This window comes from Spirosoma humi, assembly GCF_054776575.1.
The window spans coordinates 1,006,764-1,028,670 of the sequence record NZ_BAAHBR010000008.1; the positions used below are offsets into that span (position 1 = coordinate 1,006,764).

General features: G+C 44.8%; 21 protein-coding genes. 17 read left to right on the forward strand and 4 right to left on the reverse strand.

Features of this window, described 5'->3' with window-relative positions:
* Positions 1-51 precede the first annotated feature (51 nt).
* Together ACYU8Y_RS12945 and ACYU8Y_RS12950 are read left to right on the forward strand one after the other, a co-directional pair.
* The gene (locus ACYU8Y_RS12945) at positions 52-903 is read left to right on the forward strand and encodes an SPFH domain-containing protein (RefSeq protein WP_460937779.1); all 852 of its coding nucleotides are present in this window, start codon (positions 52-54) and stop codon (positions 901-903) included.
* A gap of 104 nt (positions 904-1,007) precedes the next feature.
* Positions 1,008-1,196 (forward strand): type II toxin-antitoxin system antitoxin, encoded by a 189-nt coding sequence (locus tag ACYU8Y_RS12950; RefSeq protein WP_460937781.1) that lies wholly within the window; start codon positions 1,008-1,010, stop codon positions 1,194-1,196.
* A gap of 15 nt (positions 1,197-1,211) precedes the next feature.
* Here ACYU8Y_RS12950 and ACYU8Y_RS12955 read toward each other — a convergent pair whose 3' ends face one another.
* Entirely contained in the window at positions 1,212-2,003 is a 792-nt protein-coding gene (locus ACYU8Y_RS12955; protein WP_460937783.1) for a type III pantothenate kinase, read from the reverse strand.
* A 96-nt stretch (positions 2,004-2,099) separates the two neighbouring features.
* Complete coding sequence (tsaB, locus tag ACYU8Y_RS12960) at positions 2,100-2,807, reverse strand: tRNA (adenosine(37)-N6)-threonylcarbamoyltransferase complex dimerization subunit type 1 TsaB (protein WP_460937785.1); 708 nt, start codon at positions 2,805-2,807, stop codon at positions 2,100-2,102.
* A 397-nt stretch (positions 2,808-3,204) separates the two neighbouring features.
* Here tsaB and ACYU8Y_RS12965 point away from each other — a divergent pair, with 397 nt between their 5' ends.
* On the forward strand, positions 3,205-3,873 hold the full coding sequence (locus ACYU8Y_RS12965) for a TetR/AcrR family transcriptional regulator (RefSeq protein ID WP_460937788.1): 669 nt from the start codon (positions 3,205-3,207) through the stop codon (positions 3,871-3,873).
* A 119-nt stretch (positions 3,874-3,992) separates the two neighbouring features.
* On the opposite strand, the gene ACYU8Y_RS12970 is transcribed toward ACYU8Y_RS12965, so the two are convergent.
* Positions 3,993-4,484: a hypothetical protein gene (locus ACYU8Y_RS12970; RefSeq protein ID WP_460937790.1), complete on the reverse strand. Its 492-nt coding sequence runs from the start codon at positions 4,482-4,484 to the stop codon at positions 3,993-3,995.
* Positions 4,485-5,147: 663 nt separating this feature from the next.
* Here ACYU8Y_RS12970 and ACYU8Y_RS12975 point away from each other — a divergent pair.
* The 14 genes from ACYU8Y_RS12975 to ACYU8Y_RS13040 all read left to right on the forward strand — a co-directional run bounded on the left by ACYU8Y_RS12975 (position 5,148) and on the right by ACYU8Y_RS13040 (position 19,890).
* A complete protein-coding gene (locus ACYU8Y_RS12975; RefSeq protein WP_460937792.1) occupies positions 5,148-5,945 on the forward strand; it encodes a polysaccharide biosynthesis/export family protein in 798 nt (265 codons plus the stop codon).
* 11 nt (positions 5,946-5,956) lie between these two features.
* Entirely contained in the window at positions 5,957-8,287 is a 2,331-nt protein-coding gene (locus ACYU8Y_RS12980) for a GumC family protein (RefSeq protein ID WP_460937794.1), read from the forward strand.
* 39 nt (positions 8,288-8,326) lie between these two features.
* The gene (locus tag ACYU8Y_RS12985; protein ID WP_460937796.1) at positions 8,327-9,001 is read left to right on the forward strand and encodes a sugar transferase; all 675 of its coding nucleotides are present in this window, start codon (positions 8,327-8,329) and stop codon (positions 8,999-9,001) included.
* Positions 9,002-9,090: 89 nt separating this feature from the next.
* Complete coding sequence (locus ACYU8Y_RS12990) at positions 9,091-10,035, forward strand: glycosyltransferase family 2 protein (protein ID WP_460937798.1); 945 nt, start codon at positions 9,091-9,093, stop codon at positions 10,033-10,035.
* Positions 10,028-10,666 (forward strand): cyclase family protein, encoded by a 639-nt coding sequence (locus ACYU8Y_RS12995; RefSeq protein ID WP_460937800.1) that lies wholly within the window; start codon positions 10,028-10,030, stop codon positions 10,664-10,666. Before ACYU8Y_RS12990 ends, ACYU8Y_RS12995 begins: the two co-directional genes overlap by 8 nt.
* A gap of 35 nt (positions 10,667-10,701) precedes the next feature.
* Positions 10,702-11,385 (forward strand): acylneuraminate cytidylyltransferase family protein, encoded by a 684-nt coding sequence (locus ACYU8Y_RS13000; protein WP_460937802.1) that lies wholly within the window; start codon positions 10,702-10,704, stop codon positions 11,383-11,385.
* Positions 11,382-12,326 carry a phosphoglycerate dehydrogenase gene (locus ACYU8Y_RS13005; protein ID WP_460937804.1) on the forward strand — a complete coding sequence of 315 codons (945 nt, stop codon included), beginning with the start codon at positions 11,382-11,384 and terminating at the stop codon, positions 12,324-12,326. Before ACYU8Y_RS13000 ends, ACYU8Y_RS13005 begins: the two co-directional genes overlap by 4 nt.
* Before the next feature lie 4 nt (positions 12,327-12,330).
* Positions 12,331-13,059 carry an SDR family NAD(P)-dependent oxidoreductase gene (locus ACYU8Y_RS13010; RefSeq protein WP_460937806.1) on the forward strand — a complete coding sequence of 243 codons (729 nt, stop codon included), beginning with the start codon at positions 12,331-12,333 and terminating at the stop codon, positions 13,057-13,059.
* Between the two features lie 21 nt (positions 13,060-13,080).
* Positions 13,081-14,529, forward strand: a complete 1,449-nt coding sequence (locus ACYU8Y_RS13015) for an MATE family efflux transporter (RefSeq protein WP_460937808.1) — start codon at positions 13,081-13,083, stop codon at positions 14,527-14,529.
* Between the two features lie 7 nt (positions 14,530-14,536).
* Positions 14,537-15,379: a 6-hydroxymethylpterin diphosphokinase MptE-like protein gene (locus ACYU8Y_RS13020; RefSeq protein ID WP_460937810.1), complete on the forward strand. Its 843-nt coding sequence runs from the start codon at positions 14,537-14,539 to the stop codon at positions 15,377-15,379.
* A gap of 14 nt (positions 15,380-15,393) precedes the next feature.
* Entirely contained in the window at positions 15,394-16,797 is a 1,404-nt protein-coding gene (locus ACYU8Y_RS13025; RefSeq protein WP_460937812.1) for an O-antigen ligase family protein, read from the forward strand.
* A 1-nt stretch (position 16,798) separates the two neighbouring features.
* Complete coding sequence (locus ACYU8Y_RS13030; RefSeq protein ID WP_460937813.1) at positions 16,799-17,581, forward strand: glycosyltransferase family 2 protein; 783 nt, start codon at positions 16,799-16,801, stop codon at positions 17,579-17,581.
* A gap of 51 nt (positions 17,582-17,632) precedes the next feature.
* A complete protein-coding gene (locus tag ACYU8Y_RS13035) occupies positions 17,633-18,736 on the forward strand; it encodes a glycosyltransferase family 4 protein (protein WP_460937815.1) in 1,104 nt (367 codons plus the stop codon).
* Between the two features lie 8 nt (positions 18,737-18,744).
* The gene (locus tag ACYU8Y_RS13040) at positions 18,745-19,890 is read left to right on the forward strand and encodes a DUF1972 domain-containing protein (RefSeq protein WP_460937817.1); all 1,146 of its coding nucleotides are present in this window, start codon (positions 18,745-18,747) and stop codon (positions 19,888-19,890) included.
* Positions 19,891-20,040: 150 nt separating this feature from the next.
* Here the strand turns inward: ACYU8Y_RS13040 and ACYU8Y_RS13045 are convergent, their stop codons facing one another.
* Positions 20,041-21,813 (reverse strand): exo-alpha-sialidase, encoded by a 1,773-nt coding sequence (locus ACYU8Y_RS13045; protein ID WP_460937819.1) that lies wholly within the window; start codon positions 21,811-21,813, stop codon positions 20,041-20,043.
* Positions 21,814-21,907 lie beyond the last annotated feature (94 nt).

Sequence of the window (21,907 nt, forward strand, 5' to 3'; positions counted from 1 at the left end):
ATCATTGTGATATCAAAATGATATTATTCACTTGAATTAACGTTTACGGTCATGCAGGAGAAAAAGCTTACGTCTGTTTCGGGTTACATTTTTGTGATAGGTGCCCTGGCCTGTTTTGGTGTCGCTGCCCTGGCCGCTGCCTATAATGCGCCTTTGTTGGCCATATTGCTGGGATTGGCCGGTTTTTATTTGCTGAAGGGCATCGTTGTCATTTATCCAAAAGAAGGGATGAATGCTACGTTCTTCGGCGACTATGTTGGCACCATTAAAGAAACGGGATTGAGGTGGGTGAACCCACTTTACAGCAAAACGAAGATTAGTTTACGCGCTCGTAACCTGAATGGGCAGACACTGAAGGTAAATGATAAAATGGGCAATCCGGTTGAGATTGCAGCGGTTGTCGTCTGGCAGGTGAGCGATGCGGCTAAAGCCTTATTCGAGGTCGATAATTACGTTAATTTCGTCCAGATCCAGTCCGAAGCGGCCGTGCGGAAGTTAGCCAACTCGTATGCGTATGACCACATGGAAGACGAAACCTCGTCGGTAACCCTGCGCGACAGTACGGGTCAGATCAATGAATTTCTTGAAAAGGAACTCAACGAGCGTCTGGAACGGGCGGGTGTCGATATTATCGAAGCCCGCGTCAGTCACCTGGCATATTCTTCCGAAATTGCGGGGGCCATGCTACAGCGGCAACAGGCGTCGGCTATGATTGCCGCTCGCCGGCTAATTGTTGAGGGCGCTGTAGGTATGGTAGAAATGGCCCTGGAGCGTCTGGAAAAAAATGGTGTTATTGCACTGGATGAAGAGCGTAAAGCCGCTATGGTGAGTAATTTGCTGGTCGTCCTGTGCGGTGAGAAATCGGTCAGCCCGGTTGTCAATGCGGGAACGTTGTATAATTAGACAGTACCCGAAGCGGGGCGTGCGAAACGAAGAGTTGCTGGCGCAGGCTATGCCGCCGGATGGCTCCTTGCTTCTCCCGCCCCGCTTCCTCGCTCCTCAAAAAAATGGCTGCTGAGAAAAAAGCATTTGTCCTGCGCATTCAACCCGAAACGTTGAAGGAACTGGAACGCTGGGCACAGGAAGAGTTTCGGAGCGTAAATGGCCAGATCGAGTATCTCCTGAACGACGCCTTGCGCAAGCGAAAAAAAACAATATCTGACCCGGCTGACGAGGTATCGTCAGCTGAGGACTAATGCCTTGCTATGGGTTTACGGTTGCGATGTGGTTACCAGTTCGCCAATCAGTCGTATACCATCCAACGTCAGCGATGGAACAATATCTGTAAAGACGTCCTGCAGTGAGGGAATCCGGCCCGATAAACCACCCGTGGCCACCGCAATACAGTCGCCGTTGAGTTCGGCCTGAATCCGGCCAACCAGCGAACGTACCAGCCCTTCGTAACCCAACACAACGCCGGCCTGAATGGCGTGGGTCGTACTGGTACCGAGCGCCGACGAAGGCACTTCGATCGGTACTTCGGGTAGCTGTGCGGTATTGGCAAACAGTGACCGAATGGCCGTTTTCAAACCGGGAGCGATGGCCACGCCCAGCAGTTTACCTGTGCCCGATACGGTTGTAAACGTTAAGGCCGTTCCAAAATCAACGACAACGCAGGTTCGCCGGTAGCGCGTGTACGCAGCCAGGGCATTGGCAACCAGATCAGTACCGATCTCATGCGGACGCAGGACCTCAATTGGCAAAAGTGGATAAACGCCCGGCCCGACAACAACGGGATCATATCCGAACAGCTCGGCCAGCATGGCGCGTATCGTCGGCGTCAGATCGGGCACTACGCTGCTCAAAACCGTTGATCGTATGGCACTAAGGGGAATACCCGCTTCGAGCAGCCACAGCCGCAGCCGACGTTCGTAGGATTGAGCGGGCTCATTGCGCTGGAGGTTCGGCTTTCCGACGGGTGTGCGCCAGATATGCTGCCAGGTAGTTGAGGTATATAATCCGAAGACGGCATCGGTATTGCCAATATCAACGATAATCTGCACGAGCGATGGAAGTAGTTACCGGGGCGAAATAAGGGGAAAAACGGCAGAATCACACTTTATTGATACCGTCATTCAATTTCTAAAGCCGCTGACCGGTCAAAACATCGGCTTTTTGGGTTTCATCGCCATGAAATCTTTCAGGTAAAACGGCTCGAATGTGGCAACATCATCAAACTGTCCCTGATGAAAAGCTTCCAGGGCGAGTTTACCAATGGTGCGGGCCGAAGGCAGGACAGTGATGGCCGGGAAGATGGCGTTTGGCTGAACACCCAACAAGGATCGACATTTTTCGGCGCCATCACCAAAGAAAACGACGGGCCCCTGAGCCAGCGAGTCGGCAAACGATTGATCGTCGATGATTGTGGCGGCTGTTGGCTGGATCTCCTGCCCGTTGGTCTTGTAAAGCGCGCAGTAAACTTCCATTCGCCGGGCGTCGATCATGGGGCAGAGCAGCTGGTTGTCAGAAAAGTATGGCCGAACCTGTTCAGTCATGGCCGTCAGGGTATTGATCGCCAGCAACGGTTTATCCAGGGCAAAGCAAAGCCCCTTTGCCGTTGAGACACCAATACGTAAGCCCGTATAAGAGCCTGGTCCCTTGGCTACGGCAATAGCGTCCAGCTCCGGTAAGGTAAAACCCGCCTGATTAACGATGTCGTTGATCAGGGTCGTCAGCATAGCTGAAGAGGTCCGTTCGATAAATAGTTCATAACAGCCGAGCAATGCCGTGACCGAGGAGTCGTTCTGACGATGCAGGGCAACTGAACAAACGGTAGTAGATGTATCGAGGGAAAGAATAAGCGCCATAAGCCTGAAAACGAAACGAATTTCAAAGTAAGCCCCGTCCGAAGAATTAACAAAACGGTTGTTACTACTTAATGAAATTAAACGGAGAAAGGGCCATTGTACGCTAAGAAGGCTTATTTTTTAGTGATACTCTTCTGCCCTGGTATTGCCCGTCGATCAAACAGATAGGTATATAGGTACAGGCATGAGTAAATAAACTCATGGTCAATAGGCCGGCTAAAATCGAGTAGAAATGCAAAAAAAAATAAGTATAAATACTAAATAAATTCCTTTAAATTCATCAGTTTCGTGTTAATTATAGCTATGTACTTAAAATAAATAGTTGATTTAAGGTGACTTTTTGTTAACTATAAATTCTACATTAGCAGTAAGTATCTAATGTTGCCTCCGATTATAGATGGAAAAAATTAGAAGAAACCGCGCAGAAACCACACAGCGCATCGTAAATGCCCTTGAAGATGTATTAGCTGAGCAGGGCCTTGAAGGTGCCAGAATCAATCAGATCGCTGAAAAAGCGGGTATTAGCAAAGTGCTGATCTACCGGTATTTTGGTGGTCTGGACGGATTAATGGAATACTACGTGCGTATGGGGCGGATGTTTCCGCAGTTTACACCAGCAATGCTGGATCAAATTCGTCCGATTCATCAGGATGATCTGGCGAAAGTGTGGTATCGGCAGGCGATTCAGATGTTTCGTTACATGCGGACATCGAAGGCGGCTCGTGAAGTGTTGAAAGCGAATGTTGTTGAAAACGATCCAACTGCCGATGTAATCAGCAAAGCACAGGACGATGAACTAATGCGGTTGGTCAACCAGCTTTCGTTTATCGAGGGACCGGATATTCAGGCCGTATCGGCAGTAATGCTGGGCGCTTTGTCTTATTTGACTATTCAGGCACAGAACAATCACACGATGGTTGGTATCGACCTGCGAAGCGAACAGGGATGGCAACGTATTGAAGGAGCGGTTAAGGTGATTTATTTAGCCTTGAATAAAATGGCCGTCGATTCGCAAACTGTGAAACTCAGTGCTCAGGCAAAAGCTCAACCTGCAAGTCAATGGTAAAACCTCTGCCAATGCTCGATGGCTATGTACAAAAAAAGCTTTCAATTAAGATGAAAGCTTTTTTTGTACATAACGCCTGGTGGTCCAGGCCATTTTGGGCACACAATAAACAGCTTTATTTATAAAAGAGCGAAATTGAGTAATTCCCTGCCTAATTCGTGGATCGATGATTCTATCTGACGCGCCTGTTGGAGAGAGGGATATTGCTTATTGGTCATGAACTGACTAAGTAATTCAGGCGAAATAGTCGTTTGATCAGCCAGGCTGGTAATTCTGAATTGTTGAAGAAGCTCTCTGACACGGGTCAGATCATATTGATAATCGAAAACAAACTCCGTTGGAAATAAGGGTTGGTTCGTGTATTCCGTACGGGTGTACGTCGCGAACTCATTTAGTTGAGCATTCAGTTTTTTAGTCACAGCATCGTCGCTATTCCCCGAAGCGATTGCCATTATACCCTGCCAGTCAATCCGCCCCCAGATTTGACTACTTTGCTTCTCCAGAATCACCCGAATGAGCGGGAGCTTGCTATTGGAGTAGACTATATCCTCTTTTAGTATAGAGGGTGATCTAAATATAGCATCCAGCGTACCCGAGGGTACCTTCCCCACACTTTTGACGGGCAATAGCAGGTATTGGCCTTTACACTTGTAGATGCAACATGTCTTGCTTTGGTGTACTAACTCCCAGTTTCTATTTTGTAATATATCTACTGAAGATTGTAAATTCATAGTGTATGGTTCCTGGATTTTGCAAATATGCAATTTTTTAAAACCGCCCCACAAGCTCGTTTATAGGATATTTATTATATTTTATAATTTCACAGAATAGTATAAAATACAAAAAACAGGCTCTCTTACACCACTTTATTTTCAGGGCTATTCTTAAAAATAGATATACTACTTATAAAAAGGTAAGTAGTTATCAGATCCGTATCGCGTTGGATTGTAACTGACTGATAGTAAACCTTATACACGTAGCCCGGTAGAGCATAGCCCAGAAGTAATATCTTATTAGTTTATGTTTTATTTAAAGTGTTAATATAATATATACAATATTCGCTTGCTACTACAGAATAGATAAGATATATTTGAAAAGTGATAACAATGTAATAGGGCTAGAAACGACGGCCAAAGGCTGTGATAATAGTAAGTCAGAGGCTCCAATAATTTAAACGTTAGCTCAGAGTAATCAATTTTTAAAAATAGAAAACCTGTCTGTTCAATCATTTACTATCGCTTTACTCCACGTTACTTACTTTACGCTTGCCATCTATGCTTTCATTCACGTATGTAAAAAAGTTACCTATACTGATTGGGTTAAGTTTGATTTCGTTTTTGTCGGGATGTATATCGTCGAAACAGCTAGTCTACTTCCAGGGTCAGCCAACCGCTGCCGATTCAATCAAATTAACGGATCGGTTCATGCCAACAATTCAGCCAGGCGATATTCTGACCGTCCGCGTAAGTAGTTTAAGCCCAGAGGCTACGGCGTTCTTCAATCCACCATCGGCAACCATGCCGATCGATCGAATGATGACGCCAATCATGACATCGCTTCCCGAAGTGACCGGATATCTGGTTAATCCGGATGGCACACTGGAATTGCCACTAATAGGAAAAGTAAAAGTGGGCGGTTTGAACACGGCTCAGGCAACCGACCGGATTCGTGAAGAACTTAAAACGTACCTCAAGGAGCCGACCGTTAACATCAGAAACCAGAACTTCCGGGTTTCGGTCATGGGCGAAGTGGCCCGGCCATCGCTCTTCACAGTTCCGAATGAAAAGATCACGATGCTGGAAGCCCTCAGTCTGGCGGGTGACATCACCATCTACGGCCGACGGGACAACGTATTGCTGATTCGGGAAGTGAATGGTCAGCGGACCTTCACTCGCCTTGATCTTACGAACCGCGACCTCTTTCGTTCACCGTATTATTACCTGCGTCCGAACGATGTCATTTACGTTGAGCCCGGCCGGGCCCGCGTAGCTACTGCTGACCGAACCTATCAATTATTACCTATTGCTCTCAGTGCGCTTTCTTTTCTAGCTATCATATTTAGTCGATTTTAACTAGTATACACATGTCTGAAAATGCCTACTCATACACACCATATCAGGTTTATAGTGCTGATAACCAGCCAAACCTGCGTGTAATATTGCTTCGGTATCTGAAGCATTGGAAATGGTTTGTCCTGTCATTAATACTAGCTGGAGCCGGCGCCTATATTTATTTAATATACCAGACGCCCATCTACAAAATTCAGGCGAGTCTGCTCATCAAGGATGACAAAAAAGGGCTCGATGGCGAAAATATCCTGAAGGAAATGGATATTCTGAAGCCGAAGAAAACGGTCGAGAACGAGATCGAAATCATCAAGTCGTACACCTTGATGGATAAGGTGGTGAATCACCTCAATCTGGATGTTCAGTATTTCAGACCCACCAAAACGGTCGACGAGGAAATGTATGGCGAAGTGCCGATTCGGTTGATCGTTGAACGGCCACTATCGTCCCTTTATGAAGAAAAGCTACAACTCAGCTTCGTAGACGGTAATCACGTACGAATCAACGATCAGACTTATCCGGTCAACCAATCCATCAAAACGCCTTACGGCCGGCTACGCGTTTTTGCCCGTCAGCCCCTGAAAGCGTCGCTGGAGCCGATTAAGATAGCCGTGTCGCCCCGCACCGAAACCGTAAACGATTATCTGAAAAATCTAAACGTTGAAACAACCAGCAAAGCATCGACTGTATTACAGATAACGCTGGAAGAAGCTGTACCTGCCAAAGGCGAAGCGGTATTAAGACAACTGATCGAAGAATACAACCAGGCGGCTGTTGTCGACAAAAACCTGGTGGCAGCCAGCACACTCGACTTCATCGAGGAGCGTCTCCGACTGATTTCCGGGGAACTGACCAATGTAGAAAAAGACGTTGAGTCCTATAAAACAAGCGAGGGGATTACTGATCTGAGCGTACAGGCGCAAACATTTTTGCAAACGGTTCAGGCCAACGATGCTCAACTCAATCAGGTAAATATTCAGCTTACCTCATTGAACGACATTGAGCGCTACGTGAACAGCAAGGCAGACAGCCGGGGCACCACGCCGGGTACGCTCAGCCTGAGCGATCCTGTTTTGTTAGGTCTGGTGACGAAGGTATCGGAGTTGGAGCTTCAGCGGGATGTACTGGCCCGGACAACCTCGGAACGTAACCCGCTTTTACAATCGCTGGACAGTCAGATCAAATCGACTAAAGAAAGCATCTCCGAAAATATTCAGACGATAAAACAACAGCTGACCAGTACTAAAAGTCAACTGAACTCAACAAACCGGAAGCTGGAAAGCATGGTTCGTACCGTGCCCCATAAAGAGCGGGCACTGCTTAACATCACCCGGCAGCAGGCCATCAAGAACAACCTGTACACCTACCTGTTGCAGAAGCGGGAAGAAACAGCCTTGTCGTACGCATCCACGCTACCCGATAGCCGCACGGTCGATCTACCTCGTCATGAGAAGGACCCGATCAAGCCAGTGCGTAAAATGACATTTATGTTGTTCGCTATCATCGGGTTATTGTTACCTGTAGGCGCCATATCCGCTAAGGATATGTTAAACAACCGGGTTGTCCGCCGGTCGGATGTGGAAGAAGCCTCCAGAGTCCCCATTCTCGGTGAAGTTGTTCAATCTGACGGTAAGAAAGCACTGGTTGTTGTCTCGAAAAGTCGTTCAGTAATTGCCGAGCAGATACGGGCCCTTCGTACGAACCTGCAGTTCCTCCGCAGTAACCCAACGGGCAGCCAGGTGTTACTATTCACCTCAAGCATTAGTGGCGAAGGCAAATCGTTCATGTCGATGAATGTAGGGGCCAGTTTAGCGCTGGTTGATCGACCTACTGTGATCCTGGAGATGGATTTGCGGAAGCCGAAGCTGCATGTGGCTCTGGGTATGCGTAATTCGGTCGGTATCAGTAATTATCTGATTGGTGAGGCTTCGCTGGATGATGTGTTGCAGCCAATCGAAGGATTCCCAAACTATTATCTGATCAGTTGTGGTCCCATACCGCCGAACCCATCCGAGCTGCTTAATGGCCCCTACCTGGGCAAGCTGTTCGACGAACTGCGTGCCCGATTCGAGTACATCATTGTCGATTCGCCACCGATTGGGCTGGTAACCGATGCCCAGGTGATTGCTCCGTATGCAGATGCAACATTATACATGGTTCGGCATGATATAACGCCCAAGACTTACCTCAAAATGGTCGACTCGCTCTACAAAGAGCATCGGTTCCAGAACCTGAATGTCATTCTGAATGCCGTGGGTGATGGGGAGTCCTACTACTATAGTTACAGCTATGGCGGCTACTATGATGACGAAAAGTCGGATAAAAAGGCCCGCAAAGCACTGTCTTAGTTCCTTGTGTATTCATGAAAAGCAAATTCAGAGATTATTATGCTTAGTAATGCCTCCTTTTCCAACACCAACCCGTATATCGATGCAGAGGACGACGTTTTAACAACGTCGGTCACCGAACACAGTATGCTGGGTAAGCGCCTGTTCGACATTGGCTTCTCCCTGGTGATCTGTCTCTTTGTGCTGTCGTGGCTTATTCCCATGCTGGGTATGGCCATCCGTCTAAATTCACCGGGGCCAGTTTTGTTTGTTCAATCCCGGACAGGACGAAAAGGACGCCAGTTCCAGTGCTTCAAGCTCCGGACGATGGTCAGCCGACCCGAAACGGTATTTCAGCAAGCTACCCAAAATGATCCCCGCGTTACCAAGCTAGGGCAGGTATTGCGGAAAACGAACCTGGACGAACTGCCCCAGTTTCTGAATGTACTGCTGGGCGACATGAGCGTAGTGGGGCCGCGTCCTCACCCCATCCCACTGGATGCCAAGCACTGGTATACGATGCCAAACTACCCTGAACGCTACGCCGTAAAGCCCGGCATAACGGGGCTGGCTCAGGTACGCGGTTGCCGGGGTGAAACGGACACACTCCAGAAAATGGAACACCGCGTTCGGCTGGATCGCTGGTACATAGCCCGACGGTCGCCAGTTCTGGATCTTAAGATCTGTTGGTGGACAGTGGCCAAGATGATACAGGGGGATAAAAAAGCCTGGTAAACGTTCGCTCTGGTACCCGTTGGGGTAAAATAATGAGTCGTTGACGGACATTAGGAAACGTTTAAAGGGGCTTGTAAGGCTTGTTACTTATGAAGTGTAGTGTCATCATCCGCGCATTTAACGAAGAAAAACATATTGGAAAACTCCTCGACGGCATCGCCTGTCGGGAGAGTCAGCATACGGTAGAAATTATCTTAGTCGATTCGGGGTCAACGGACAATACCGTCCAGATCGCGGAGCAGAAAGGAGCGATAGTCGTTCGAATCCGCCCCGAAGAATTCTCCTTCGGTCGGGCCCTCAACCTGGGCTGCCAGCAGGCTACGGGCGATATTCTGCTGTTTGCCAGTGCCCACGTGTACCCGGTCTATACCAACTGGATTGACCGCATGCTGGCCCCTTTCGAGGACGCCAAAGTGGGACTGACCTACGGACGCCAAATTGGTAACCACCTCAGTAAATTCTCCGAGCAGCAATTATTTGCCAAGTGGTTTCCGCCTGTTTCGAATTACAACCAGCTTATTCCGTTTTGTAACAATGCCAATACGGCTATCCGACGCTCGCTCTGGGAACAGTTGAGGTATGATGAATCCCTGACCGGCCTCGAAGATCTGCATTGGGCGGGCGCTATCCAGCAACAGGGCTACAAGATTGCCTACGAGGCCGATGCCGTTATCGTCCATGTGCATGAAGAGACGCCCCGTAAAATCTTTAACCGGTATTATCGGGAGGCTATCGCTTTCAAACGGCTCAAGCCCCATGCTCGGTTCAACGCCTGGAACTTCGTCTATTTAGCCATCACCAACATCTTGAGCGATTATATCGCAGCTATACAGGAAGGTACTTTCTGGACCAATAGCCTCGACATTCCCATGTTTCGGGTATTGCAGTTCTGGGGAACGTACCAAGGTTACCGGTTCATTGGTACACTCGACCGCACGTTGCGGCAGCGCTTTTATTACCCCAATGAATTTTTCCGGCGCGAGAAAGTGGAACCCGCCGTTCGGCCACTCATGAAACAGATTGCGTATGACTAGCGAGGCCATTATTGATATTTCAGTAACCCTGTGTCCTACGCTACCAACATGGCCGGGCAGCATCGGTGTACAGACGAAGTCGCTGCAAGCCATTGGCCCCGAGTCGGATGCCAATGTGAGTCGCCTGGATATGGACGTTCATACGGGAACGCATCTCGACGCCCCCCTGCATTTTGTGGCGGGTGGTGAGGATACCAGCTCGCTGTCCCTAACGACACTGGTTGGTGCCTGTCGCGTCGTCTCGATTCCTGATACCGAGACCATTACCCGGTCGTTGCTGGAGCAGCACGTAGGGACCGAAATACCCCGTCGCTTGTTGTTACGCACGGATAATTCACGGACGAAATGGGAAGAAAAACCGTTTCGAACCTCGTTTACGGCCCTGGCTGCGGATGCGGCTGAATGGGTAGTCGATAACCAGGTGGAGCTGATTGGCATCGACTATCTGTCCATCCAGCGCTATGCCGATTCCCCCGCTACGCACCAAATTCTACTGCGCAACCGGGTTATCATTCTGGAAGGGATTTACCTGGGACATGTGGAGCCCGGCGCTTACCAGTTAGTGTGTTTGCCCCTGAAAGTTCAGGGTGTTGAAGGGGTTCCCTGCCGGGCCATACTGTATCAGAATTAAGTAGCCAAAAAACTATAAACCAACACCAATAGCTTATGTCTTATTCCGTTGCTGCTATTGTTCCGATGCGCCATTCCAGCGAACGCGTTCCTGGAAAAAACTACCGTGACTTCGCCGGTAAACCGTTGTTTCACCGCATTATCGACACCCTATTGGAGTGTCCTTCGATTACGCAGGTGGTGATCGATACCGATAGCCCTACCGTCATCGAACAGGCCGAAATCTATTACCCATCGGTTACTATTCTGGAACGTCCCCAGCACCTGCGCGACGGGGCCATTCCCATGAACAACGTGCTGCTCAATAGCTGTGAGCAGGTCCCGGCCGATTTTTATTTGCAAACCCACAGCACCAATCCACTGCTGTCGGCCGAAACGGTTGAGAAAGGCGTTAAGCAATTTCTGAATCAGTACCCGATATACGACACGCTGTTTGGGGTGACCCGGATGCAGACCCGGCTTTGGGACCCGCTGGCACGCGCCATCAACCACAACGCAAACATCTTGCTACGCACTCAGGATTTACCGCCCGTTTACATGGAAAACTCCTGCATGTATATCTTCAAGAAAGAGACCCTGATTCAGAAAGGCAACCGGATTGGTGATCGCCCTTTCATGTATGAAATCGCCGAGATTGAAGCCCAGGATATTGATGTTGAACTGAATTTTAAAGTCGCTGAATTCCTCTTTACTGAACTTTATCCTGAACTGGCCCTATGAAAGTCTTAATTACCTGTCCACCCATGCTGGGGCAACTGGCCGAGTTTTTACCCATCTTCGAAGAAGCAGGCATCGAGGTTGTTGCGCCCAATGTCGTTCAAATTCTATCGGAAGAAGAATTACTGGAACTCGTTCCAACGGTCGATGGCTGGATTATCGGAGATGACCAGGCTACCGAGAAGATTTTCCGGGCGGGTAAAGCCGGTAAGCTGAAAGCGGCCGTCAAATGGGGGATTGGCGTCGATAATGTCGATTTCAAGGCCTGCAAAGAACTGGGTATTCCCATTATCAACACCCCCATGATGTTTGGGGCCGAAGTAGCCACCATCGCCGTATCCTACGTGTTGGGACTGGCTCGCCAAACCTACTACATCGACCGCGAAGTGCGGGCGGGCAACTGGGTCAAACCGGCGGGTATGTCGCTGGCGGGTCATACGGTGGCACTCGTTGGCTTCGGAGATATCGGCAAGTCCACGGCCCGCTTCCTCAAGGCCTTCGACATGCACATCAATGTGTATGATCCATTTGCTAGCCGGACAGAAGCTGACGAGGCCGCTTACCGGTTCCTGAGCTTCCCGGACGAGTTAGAAACCGCTGACTTCGTGGTCACGACCTGCGCCCTGACAGCCAGTACAAAACACATGATCAACGCCGAAAGCATCCAGCGGATGAAGGACGGCGTCCGGATTGTCAATGTATCGAGAGGGCCAATCATCGACGAAGCGGCTTTGATCGCTGGGCTTAAAAGTGGCAAGGTTCATTCAGCGGGTCTGGACGTATTCGAAACCGAGCCCCTACCGATGGACTCGGAACTGCGGAATTTCGACCGGTGCATTTTCGGTACCCACAACGGGTCCAATACCATTCAGGGCGTTCGGCGCGCCAGCCATCAGGCCATCCGTACCATGTTCGAGTTTCTGGAAATTGGAGTAACGGCGTAAGACGATGAAAAAAGTATTGATCACAGGGGTTTTAGGGGGTATTGGTAGTGCGCTGGCACTAGCCTTTCGGGAAGCTGGATTTTACGTCTACGGCCTGGACATTCAACAGTCTGACCGACACGAAGCTGACCGATTGATCCAGTTCGATCTGCACCAGTTCAGCACCGACGAGACCTATCGGAATGAGTGGAAGCACAACTTCAATGTGATGATACCGGAGCTGCATGTGTTGATCAACAATGCCGCGGTTCAATTGCTGGATAGTCTGGCCGATCTGAAGCTGGACGACTGGAATCACACCATGACAGTCAACTTAACCGGGCCGCTTTTGCTGAGTCAGCATTTTCTGGAAACGCTGGAAGAAACCAATGGCTGCATCATCAACATTGGCAGCATTCACCAGCAGCTTACCAAGCGCCGGTTCATTAGCTATGCCACCTCAAAGAGTGCGCTCATTGGTTTAACCCGCGCGTTAGCGGTGGACCTGGAAGGGCGGGTACGGGTCAACGCCATCAGTCCGGCAGCTATTGAAACGGATATGCTGTTAGCAGGCTTTGACGGGAATCAGGACGCTCTGGATGAACTACGAAAAATTCACCCCGTGCAGCGGATTGGTTCCCCATGTGATGTCGCCAAGATGGCCTTGTTTTTAGCCTCCGAAAGTAGTGGTTTCATCCACGGCGCGAATCTGTCGCTGGATGGGGGCATCAGCTCGGTATTGAAGGATTTATAAAATACGCGTAAAAGCAGGTTTATGCTACCATTGGAAATAAGACAGCATTCAGTGTTTAACCGTCTCTGGCACTCCCCAACATTTACAACATGGGCCAGTCTGGCAACGCGTTCGCTGAATTTAGTCCTATTGATTCCATTCATCCTCCGGCAATTTAGTCCGGCTGAAATCTCATTATGGTACCTATTCAGTACAATTATCAGCTTGAATTTGATGGTTGATTTGGGGTTAGGCACTACTTTCTCCCGATTTGTGGCTTACGCTATGGGTGGGTTGAATGGAACGGAAGCAAGCATAAAGCCGGCAGCGTTATCTGATGGTAATGGTTCTAGTCAGGCCTCGTATCTGCTTAAAGTAGTCGGTACTCAGCAAATTCTTTTCAGCTGGCTGTCGGGTGTGGTATTCCTGCTGCTGGTAACTGCCGGGACTTTTTCTGTCTATAAACCCATCCATTTCTTGTCAAATCCAAACCAGGGATGGATTGCATGGGGCATTGTGATACTGGCGACGACGATCACTTTTCGCGGAAATGCCTATTCAACGTATTTACAGGGTATAAATCGAATTGCCGAATTCCGACGTTATGAAACGCTGTTTTCATTAGCCGCCATTCTAACCAGTGTTGTAGTGCTTTATGCAAAGGCAGGACTGGTTGGTCTGGTAGCCGTCAATCAACTGTGGAATGTTTTGTCAGTTATAAGGAACCGCTGGTTGTGCTACCGGTTCAATGAAGGGGTATTTATTCCTGGTCAACGCTTCAAATTCGACAGAGACATTCTAAAAGAGATTTGGCCTGCAGCCTGGCGTAGCGGTGTTGGGGTGTTCATGTCGTATGGGCTGATCCAAAGTAGTAGCTTGATTTATGCACAAAGTAACCAGGTTGGGCAGGTATCGGCTTACTTGTTTGCCATGCGCCTTATCCAGATCATTATCACATTCGCTCAGGCACCCTTCTACAGCAAGCTTCCTTTGATGGCTCGTTTGTATGCTCAGGACAAACGCGAGCAAATAATAGAAGTAGCCCAAAAAGGAATGCAGCGTGCACACTGGACGTTTGTCATCGGATTTATGGCTGTCGCATTTTTGGCTCAGCCTGTCATGGGGTTGATAGGTAGTTCTATTCAATTTGTGGACCAACGGCTATGGGCTATTATTGGATTAGCCTTCTTTATTGAGCGATATGGGGCTATGCATTTACAGTTATATAGTATTACAAATACTATTGTTTGGCATATAGCAAACGGCATAACGGGTGCTATTTATATAATGCTGGCTGTTATTACATATCCGATAGTTGGTGTTTTTGCTTTTCCTGTAAGCATGTTAGTTGCCTATTTATGCTTCTATTCATGGTATTCAAGTAATAAGTCATATTCAACGTTCTCCTTAAAATTTAAAAGTTTTGAAGCAGGAATAGTTCTGTTACCACTCTCTATTATTCTACTTGTTGTCGTTAAATCACTCATCTGAAAATTCTATGTCTACTACTGCTAATTTAGAAAAAAAGGTTAAGGATACGATAAATCCATATCGAATTGGAGCGAGTGTACTTTTTAATCGATTAAAGTATGATTTTAATCCCTATGCGCTCAAAAATTATTATAAGTTAAAAGAACTTAGAAATAAATATAAAGACCAGAAATGTGTAATTCTTTGTAATGGTCCTTCTTTAAATAAAGTAGACTTCGATGCACTCGATGAATCTGGTGTCTTTACTATTGGGCTTAATAAAATAAATCTGTTATTTTCAAGGGTAGCTCATCGTCCGAAAGCGATAGTGTGTGTGAATCCTTATGTTATTCAACAGAATTATGAGTTTTTCAAAGAAACTGATATTCCTGTATTTTTAGATTACGTAACTACTAAAGCAGCTAGAGTTGATATTTCAACGTTGAAAAGTCGTCCGAATTTACATTTCCTTAATTCGGTGAATGTTCTTGGTGAATTTGCGAAGGATATCTCGTTAGGGATATGCCAGGGATATACAGTAACGTATGTGGCTACACAAATAGCCTACCATCTTGGTTTCTCTAAAGTGGCGTTGGTGGGGTGTGATCATAATTTCGAAACCAAAGGGACTGCTAATAAGGAAATTAAATTAAACGGGCATGATCCCAACCACTTTGATCCTAATTATTTTTCTGAAAAAGATAAATGGCAATTGCCAGACTTACTAGGATCGGAATTTCATTATCAATTGGCAAGAGATGAGTATTATGAAGCTGGTCGAATTATTTATAATTGTACAGAAGGTGGAAAGTTAGAGCTATTTGAGCGATTAAGCTTGCAGGACTTTTTGGGAATGTCAGACCGTAAATAATAAAACTGAACAGTATGATATTTGCACTAATATTCGTTTTGATTACCGCTGCTTTAGCATGGTACAAGAAACCTTATGTGACTATATGTTTAATATTGTTTTTTTTGCCACACCAGTTTTTTTTAAAGAAAGTTTTTGATAATCAATTTGCTAGCGGTGATTTGTTTTCTGTATGGAAAGAGTTGTTGGTCATAATATTACTTACGAAGACATTTAGCTCTAGGCAGAATATACTACCTAAAATTCAATTTCAAATATTGTCATTTATTACATTGTCCTTTATTTTCTATATAATCACTGAAAATCATATCACTAGTCTTGCGAGTTTAAGAAATTATACATTTCCAGCTGTATGTTTTATAATAATCGCAAATTCCAGATTCGCAATTGAGCCGAAATGGCTAATTAGATCTACTATTTACTCTTCTCTTATTGCTGTTATCTTGGGGTTTGTACAGCAATATTTGCTGAGCCTTCCTTTTTCTATTTATAAGGGAACAATTGATTTTGTTGATGATGAAGGGTACGTCCAGTATGTCAACACATCCTTTCGAATAATGGGCATTGAACGAATGTCTGGAGCTTTTCCTGGCCCAAATGATTTTGGGGTATACATGGCATTAGTGTTTGTTTTTTCAACGGTAATTTTTTTGTCTCCTAATAAAAACTCATTCTCTAAGCTATTTAATGCTCTAATTGTGCTTAATATAATAGGCACTTTTGCATGTTTAGTTTTAAGTTTCTCTCGAGCAGGTTGGTTTATAGCCATTGCTTCATTATCGATCATTTTTTTAGTGCACATAAAGAATAAAATACAAAGTGTTTTTGGTCTAACTTTTGTCACGCTTTTAATTATAGGAATTGCTACTGCGCTCGCTCCGGATACTATCATCAAAGCTGGTGAAGTTCTAACGAATTCAATAAGTATGAAAGAGGCTAGTGCTGCGGATAGAGGAAATCAATTTTGGAAAGGTGTTGAAAAAACAATTGTTGAACCCTTGGGTCATGGTGTTGGGACTAGTGATTTACGCTATAAAGAAAGTTTAGGTTTTTTTGTAGAAAGCGGTTGGTGGAACATAGGTTATGAATTAGGTATTCTAGGCCTATTTCTATTTCTCTTAATCAACGTAAATATATTACTTGAAACTATAAAGTATAAACAGTTATCAAGGCGTTATGAAGTATTATTTCCTTTTGAGTCATACGCAATTGCTATAACTGTATCAACTTTGATAGCTGGTTTTATTTCTATTAATGTAGTAGGAACTACCTACATCTATTACTATTGGATTTTTATGGGATTGGCATTTAGAACTGTTTCCGATGGTAACGTTTTAGGAGGTAATATTGAGAAAAAGAAAAGTTTTGTCCCTAACCCGGCTGTATATTTTAAATATGAAAAAGAAGTGATCTTATAAAATGAAAAAACAAATGAAACTGCCAAAAATATCTATTGTTACTGCTATATATAATGGAGAGCAATATCTTGAAGGTTTACTTCAAAGTATTGTTGAGCAAAATTATGATAATCTAGAATTGATTTTAATTGATGGGGGATCGACAGATAAATCGGTTACTATTATTAAACAATTCAATCAATATGTTTCATATTGGATAAGTGAACCTGATAAAGGAATTTATGATGCCTGGAATAAAGGGATAGATAAAGCAACTGGAGATTGGATAATGTTTCTTGGATGTGATGATATCCTATTACCAAATGCCCTTTATGAGTATGCAAAATTTGTAAATACAGTGTCATCAGATGTAGAGTATATATCTTCTAAAGTTAAAATAACAGATCAAAATCTAAATCTTATACGAGTTAAAGGCTGGGCTTGGGAATGGCCTCGCTTCTTAAAAGAAATGACAGTTGCTCATCCAGGATCATTACATGCTCGAAAGATGTTTGATAAATATGGGCGCTTCAATATAGATTACAAAATTGTCGGTGATTATGAGTTTCTACTTCGACCACGTGTTGATCTGAAGTCTGAATACATGGATATTATAACAGTAATAATGAGAGAAGGAGGGGCTAGTGATAGCTGGGCCGCCATACAGGAACATAGTCGCGCGTGTATTTTAACTGGTCAATCTTCCGTCTTATCTTCTAAGACTAATATGTTGCTTACAGGTTCTAAATTTTATACGAAAAAAATTTTTCGATCTATTGGGTTTAATGTCTACTTACGGAAATGAATTGGAGTGCAGGACGCTGATTAGTAAAATTAGCTTATAAATAATTTATATATGAAAGTTTTGATGATAAGTCGATCTACTTTGTATAGTAGTCCTGGCGGGGATACAATACAAATTAATAACACAGCAGCATATTTGCGCTATTTAGGTGTTGATGTTGATATCCGCTTAACAAATGACCTTATTGATTATAAAGATTATGATTTAATCCATTTTTTTAATATCATAAGACCTGCAGATATAGTATCACATATAGTAGAATCAAAGTTGCCCTTTGTCGTTTCAACTATTTATGTAGATTATTCTGAGTATGAGAAGAAAAATAGAAAAGGGTTATTAGGTGCCGCCTTTCGCTTTTTTAGCGCTGATACAATTGAGTATTTTAAATGTATCGCAAGGTATGTTAAAAATAATGAGCCAATACGTAGTAATTATTATTTATTAAATGGACATCACAATTCAATAAAATATGTTGCGAAAGAAGCTAAATTTTTACTGCCTAATTCTGCCAGTGAATATAAAAGGTTTGTTAATAGTTATTCCATAGAGCGGCCCTATTATATTATTCCTAATGCAATCGATTCAACTCTATTTAAGGAAGAAACGACACCTAATTCTGAATATCTTGACCACGTTGTGTGCGTTGGCCGAATTGAAGGGCGTAAGAATCAGCTAAATGTGGTAAAAGCACTTTTACAAACAGATTATTCACTTGATATAATTGGTAAAGCATCTCCAAACCACATACAGTATCTTAATGAATGTCGTCAGATGGCTTCCAGCTCCAATCGTATTCGTTTTATTGATCATTTAAAACAGGACGATTTAGCACCTATATACCAAGCTGCTAGTGTTCATGTACTAGCTAGTTGGTTTGAAACTACTGGTTTGAGTACGCTTGAAGCCGCATTAATGGGTTGCAATATTGTCATAACTGAAAAGGGAGACACCTATGATTATTTTGGTGATTACGCCTTTTATTGTGATCCTGGTAGCGTTGATTCGATTAAAAGTAAGATTGTAGAAGCGTATAATTCTCCGTTCCCTGAGGAACTCAGAAAGAATATTCTTTCAAACTATACTTGGGAAATAACTGCTCAGAAAACACTTTACGCATACGAACGTGCACTAAATGAGTCTGTAGTTTTATCTTAACAATTGATATGAAAATAGGTATTATAGGTACCCGTGGAGTACCAAACCACTATAGTGGCTTCGAGCAGTGTGCTGAGTTCCTATCTGTAGCTCTGGTTGAGAAGGGCCATCAGGTGACCGTGTATAATTCGCATAATCATTTGCACCAGGAGAAGACGTTTAAAGGAGTAGATATTATTCATTGTTACGATCCCGAGTACCGTGTTGGCACATTTGGACAGTTTATCTACGATCTGAATTGCATCATTGATTCGCGCAAGCGGAACTTCGACATTATTCTCCAGCTAGGCTACAACAGCAATTCCATCTGGAACAAGTTGCTGCCCCGTAATGCCGTCATCATTACCAACATGGATGGACTGGAATGGAAACGTACCAAATTTTCACCCAAGGTTCAACGCTTTCTGCAACAGGCCGAATCCTGGGCAGCTCACACGAGCGATTATCTGGTATCCGATTCAAAAGGCATACAACAATACCTGAAAGATAAATACAATAAAGACTCGACGTATATACCCTATGGTTCGTATGTTTTCGATGAACCCGATACGTCTATATTACAGGAATACGGCCTGGCTCCATACACCTACAACATGCTGGTGGCCCGGCTGGAACCAGAGAATAGTATCGAGTTGATCCTGGACGGAGTTGTGGCGGCCAAGGATAATACCCAGTTTCTGGTCGTCGGTAAAAATCATACAAAATATGGTCAGTATCTGGTCGAAAAGTACAAAGCGCAGTCGAACATTCGATTTATGGGCGGAATATACAACCTGAAAAAGTTGAACAATGTACGGCACTTTTCGAACCTGTACTTTCATGGTCATACCGTCGGTGGTACTAATCCGTCGTTGTTGGAAGCAATGGGTTCTGATTGCCTGATCTGTGCGCACGATAATGCATTCAATAAAGCTATACTGGAGAGCGATGCATTTTACTTCAGTGAGCCAGCAGATGTTGCCAGGCAGTTGGAAACGATTAGTAAAAAGCAATATAGTTTGTACGTGGACAGGAACCGGGCCAAGGTTCGGGACATTTATCACTGGCCATTAATTGTTGATCGATACGAAAGTCTGTTCATTTCAGCGCTGGAAAACAGCAGAACAACGCAGCCACAAGAAGCTTTAGCCATGTCTTCGGCTAAAGCGCTTTAACCGCATGGGTTGTTTTTTGGGAGCCTTGCCACTATTATTGTAATAGATAATGGTGGCAAAGCTCCTGTCAAATCTTGGAAATAGATTTACTGTTTATTCTATCTCCTGCAATAGGAGAGTCATCTTACATTTGATAGTAAGGATAACAGGTCATTTCCCGGAAAGATAGTTACTCAGTAACTCGGAAGTGCGCAAGTAGCGATTATATATTCGCACAGACCGAATAGTGCCACTAAACTTAGGGCTAATGCTCAACCTGCCAGTGCCGTTAATATCGCTGAAAGAGTCGTCGAAGCGATTCCAGCCATAGAAAGAGTTGCCAGTATCACACAACTGTCCATTTACGACAGCTGTACCAAGATTAGCCATTCCATCCACAACGAAGGCCACCTGATAGAGCTTATTCAACTGAGTGAAGGTATTTGGGTTGGTTGTGAGGGTAAACGTTTTATCTCCGTCGCTTACCTGGATAAACAGGTTAGACAAGCTTCCCGTTTGCACTACTACCCCCTTGACGTGGTCTTTAGCGTCGTATTGACGGCTATCAAACAAAATTTGCCCTGGGCTCCAGCTTGTGGCTGAAACCTTGAATTCCAGCGTAAAACCTCCTGTTGATAAACTTGGCAACTGACACTGGAATGAGCTAGCCGACTGAGAGTCTTCTGGTTGATACGCTAGTCCCTTTACAATTAAGTCACGGCGAGTGCCTTGATTCCAGAGGTCATCGAATAGGCTAGGGTCGATGGAATGAATACGTGCTATTTTTTTCTGGGTTTCTGTTAACCAATAATTGCCATTGATTTCAACTAAATCAGGATAACTAAATCGTTGACTAAGGTCATTACTATAGATGCACACTTCTGGTTGCGACCATTCAATAGTACCATCTTTTTCAATTCCACCCGTTACCCAGCCAGGATTGCGTATGTCAAGGCTTGTATTATGAAACCAAAGTAAGTATTTCCCATTTTGACATTTCCAAATACGGGGGCAAGCTCGGGGATGTCTAAGTTGATTTCCCGTTTTGTAAGTAATAGGAGTAGGCAACATCCATGTCTGACCCTGGTCTTTACTAAGCGCATGGGCTGGATATCCCTTGCTGGTCCGATACACACAATATAATGTCCCATCACTTAATTCTACAAGATTTTGCTCTTCATTGATTGTTCCCATTTGAGGATTCTTGATGCCTTCGTCTCCTTTAGGCAACATATTCCAGATTAATTTTTGAGGATCTTTCTCATGGTCAATATTGGGTGAGTTCATAAACCATCCTTCTGTATTGTCTATCAGATAAGTGCCAATTTTAGAAAATCCGAAGAACATGCCAGAATTTGTTCTGACGGGTTTTCCAGTTCCCCACATCATTTGCACCTTTCCCTGCCAATCATTCGTTAAGTCAATTGAGGTCGTGCGAATAGGGAGTCGGTACCGTTCCGACCAACTTTTTCCCTCATCGTCGGAGTAGCGGTAGCAAAACCAGCCCAGCATATCATTACGGACTTTTTTTCCATTTAATTGGCGAATATTATCTCCATTGTACATGTAGAATACATACAATCTGTTGAATGTAGTAAGGTAAGGAAGAGCGTAAGAATTTGAGAGATTACTGTGTTGTTCCAGGTAAGCAGGTGACGACCAGGTTTTTCCCTGATCGGTACTAAATAGGCAACGCACCGCTTCCAGATCACTACCCTCGCCACCAGGAGAAACTGTGGGGCAACTGAACCACTTTCCACTCGGGAGAACTATAGTATAAGGCTGATCAACATAGCCATTGGCAACCATAGGATTTCCTGTTTCAGCTTTTCGGGAGTCTGGATCGGTTATAGCAATTGACGGGTCGAGAGGTTCTTTGCCTGATCGACAACTAAGAATAAAGAAAAAAAGTATACAGTAATAACCGTATAATGTGTTATTCATGATAATAAGTCAATAACTAGTTAATTAAAATTATATTAAATGAGAACTAAAGTATATAAAATAATTTATATTTAAATAAAAATTCAACCCAGCG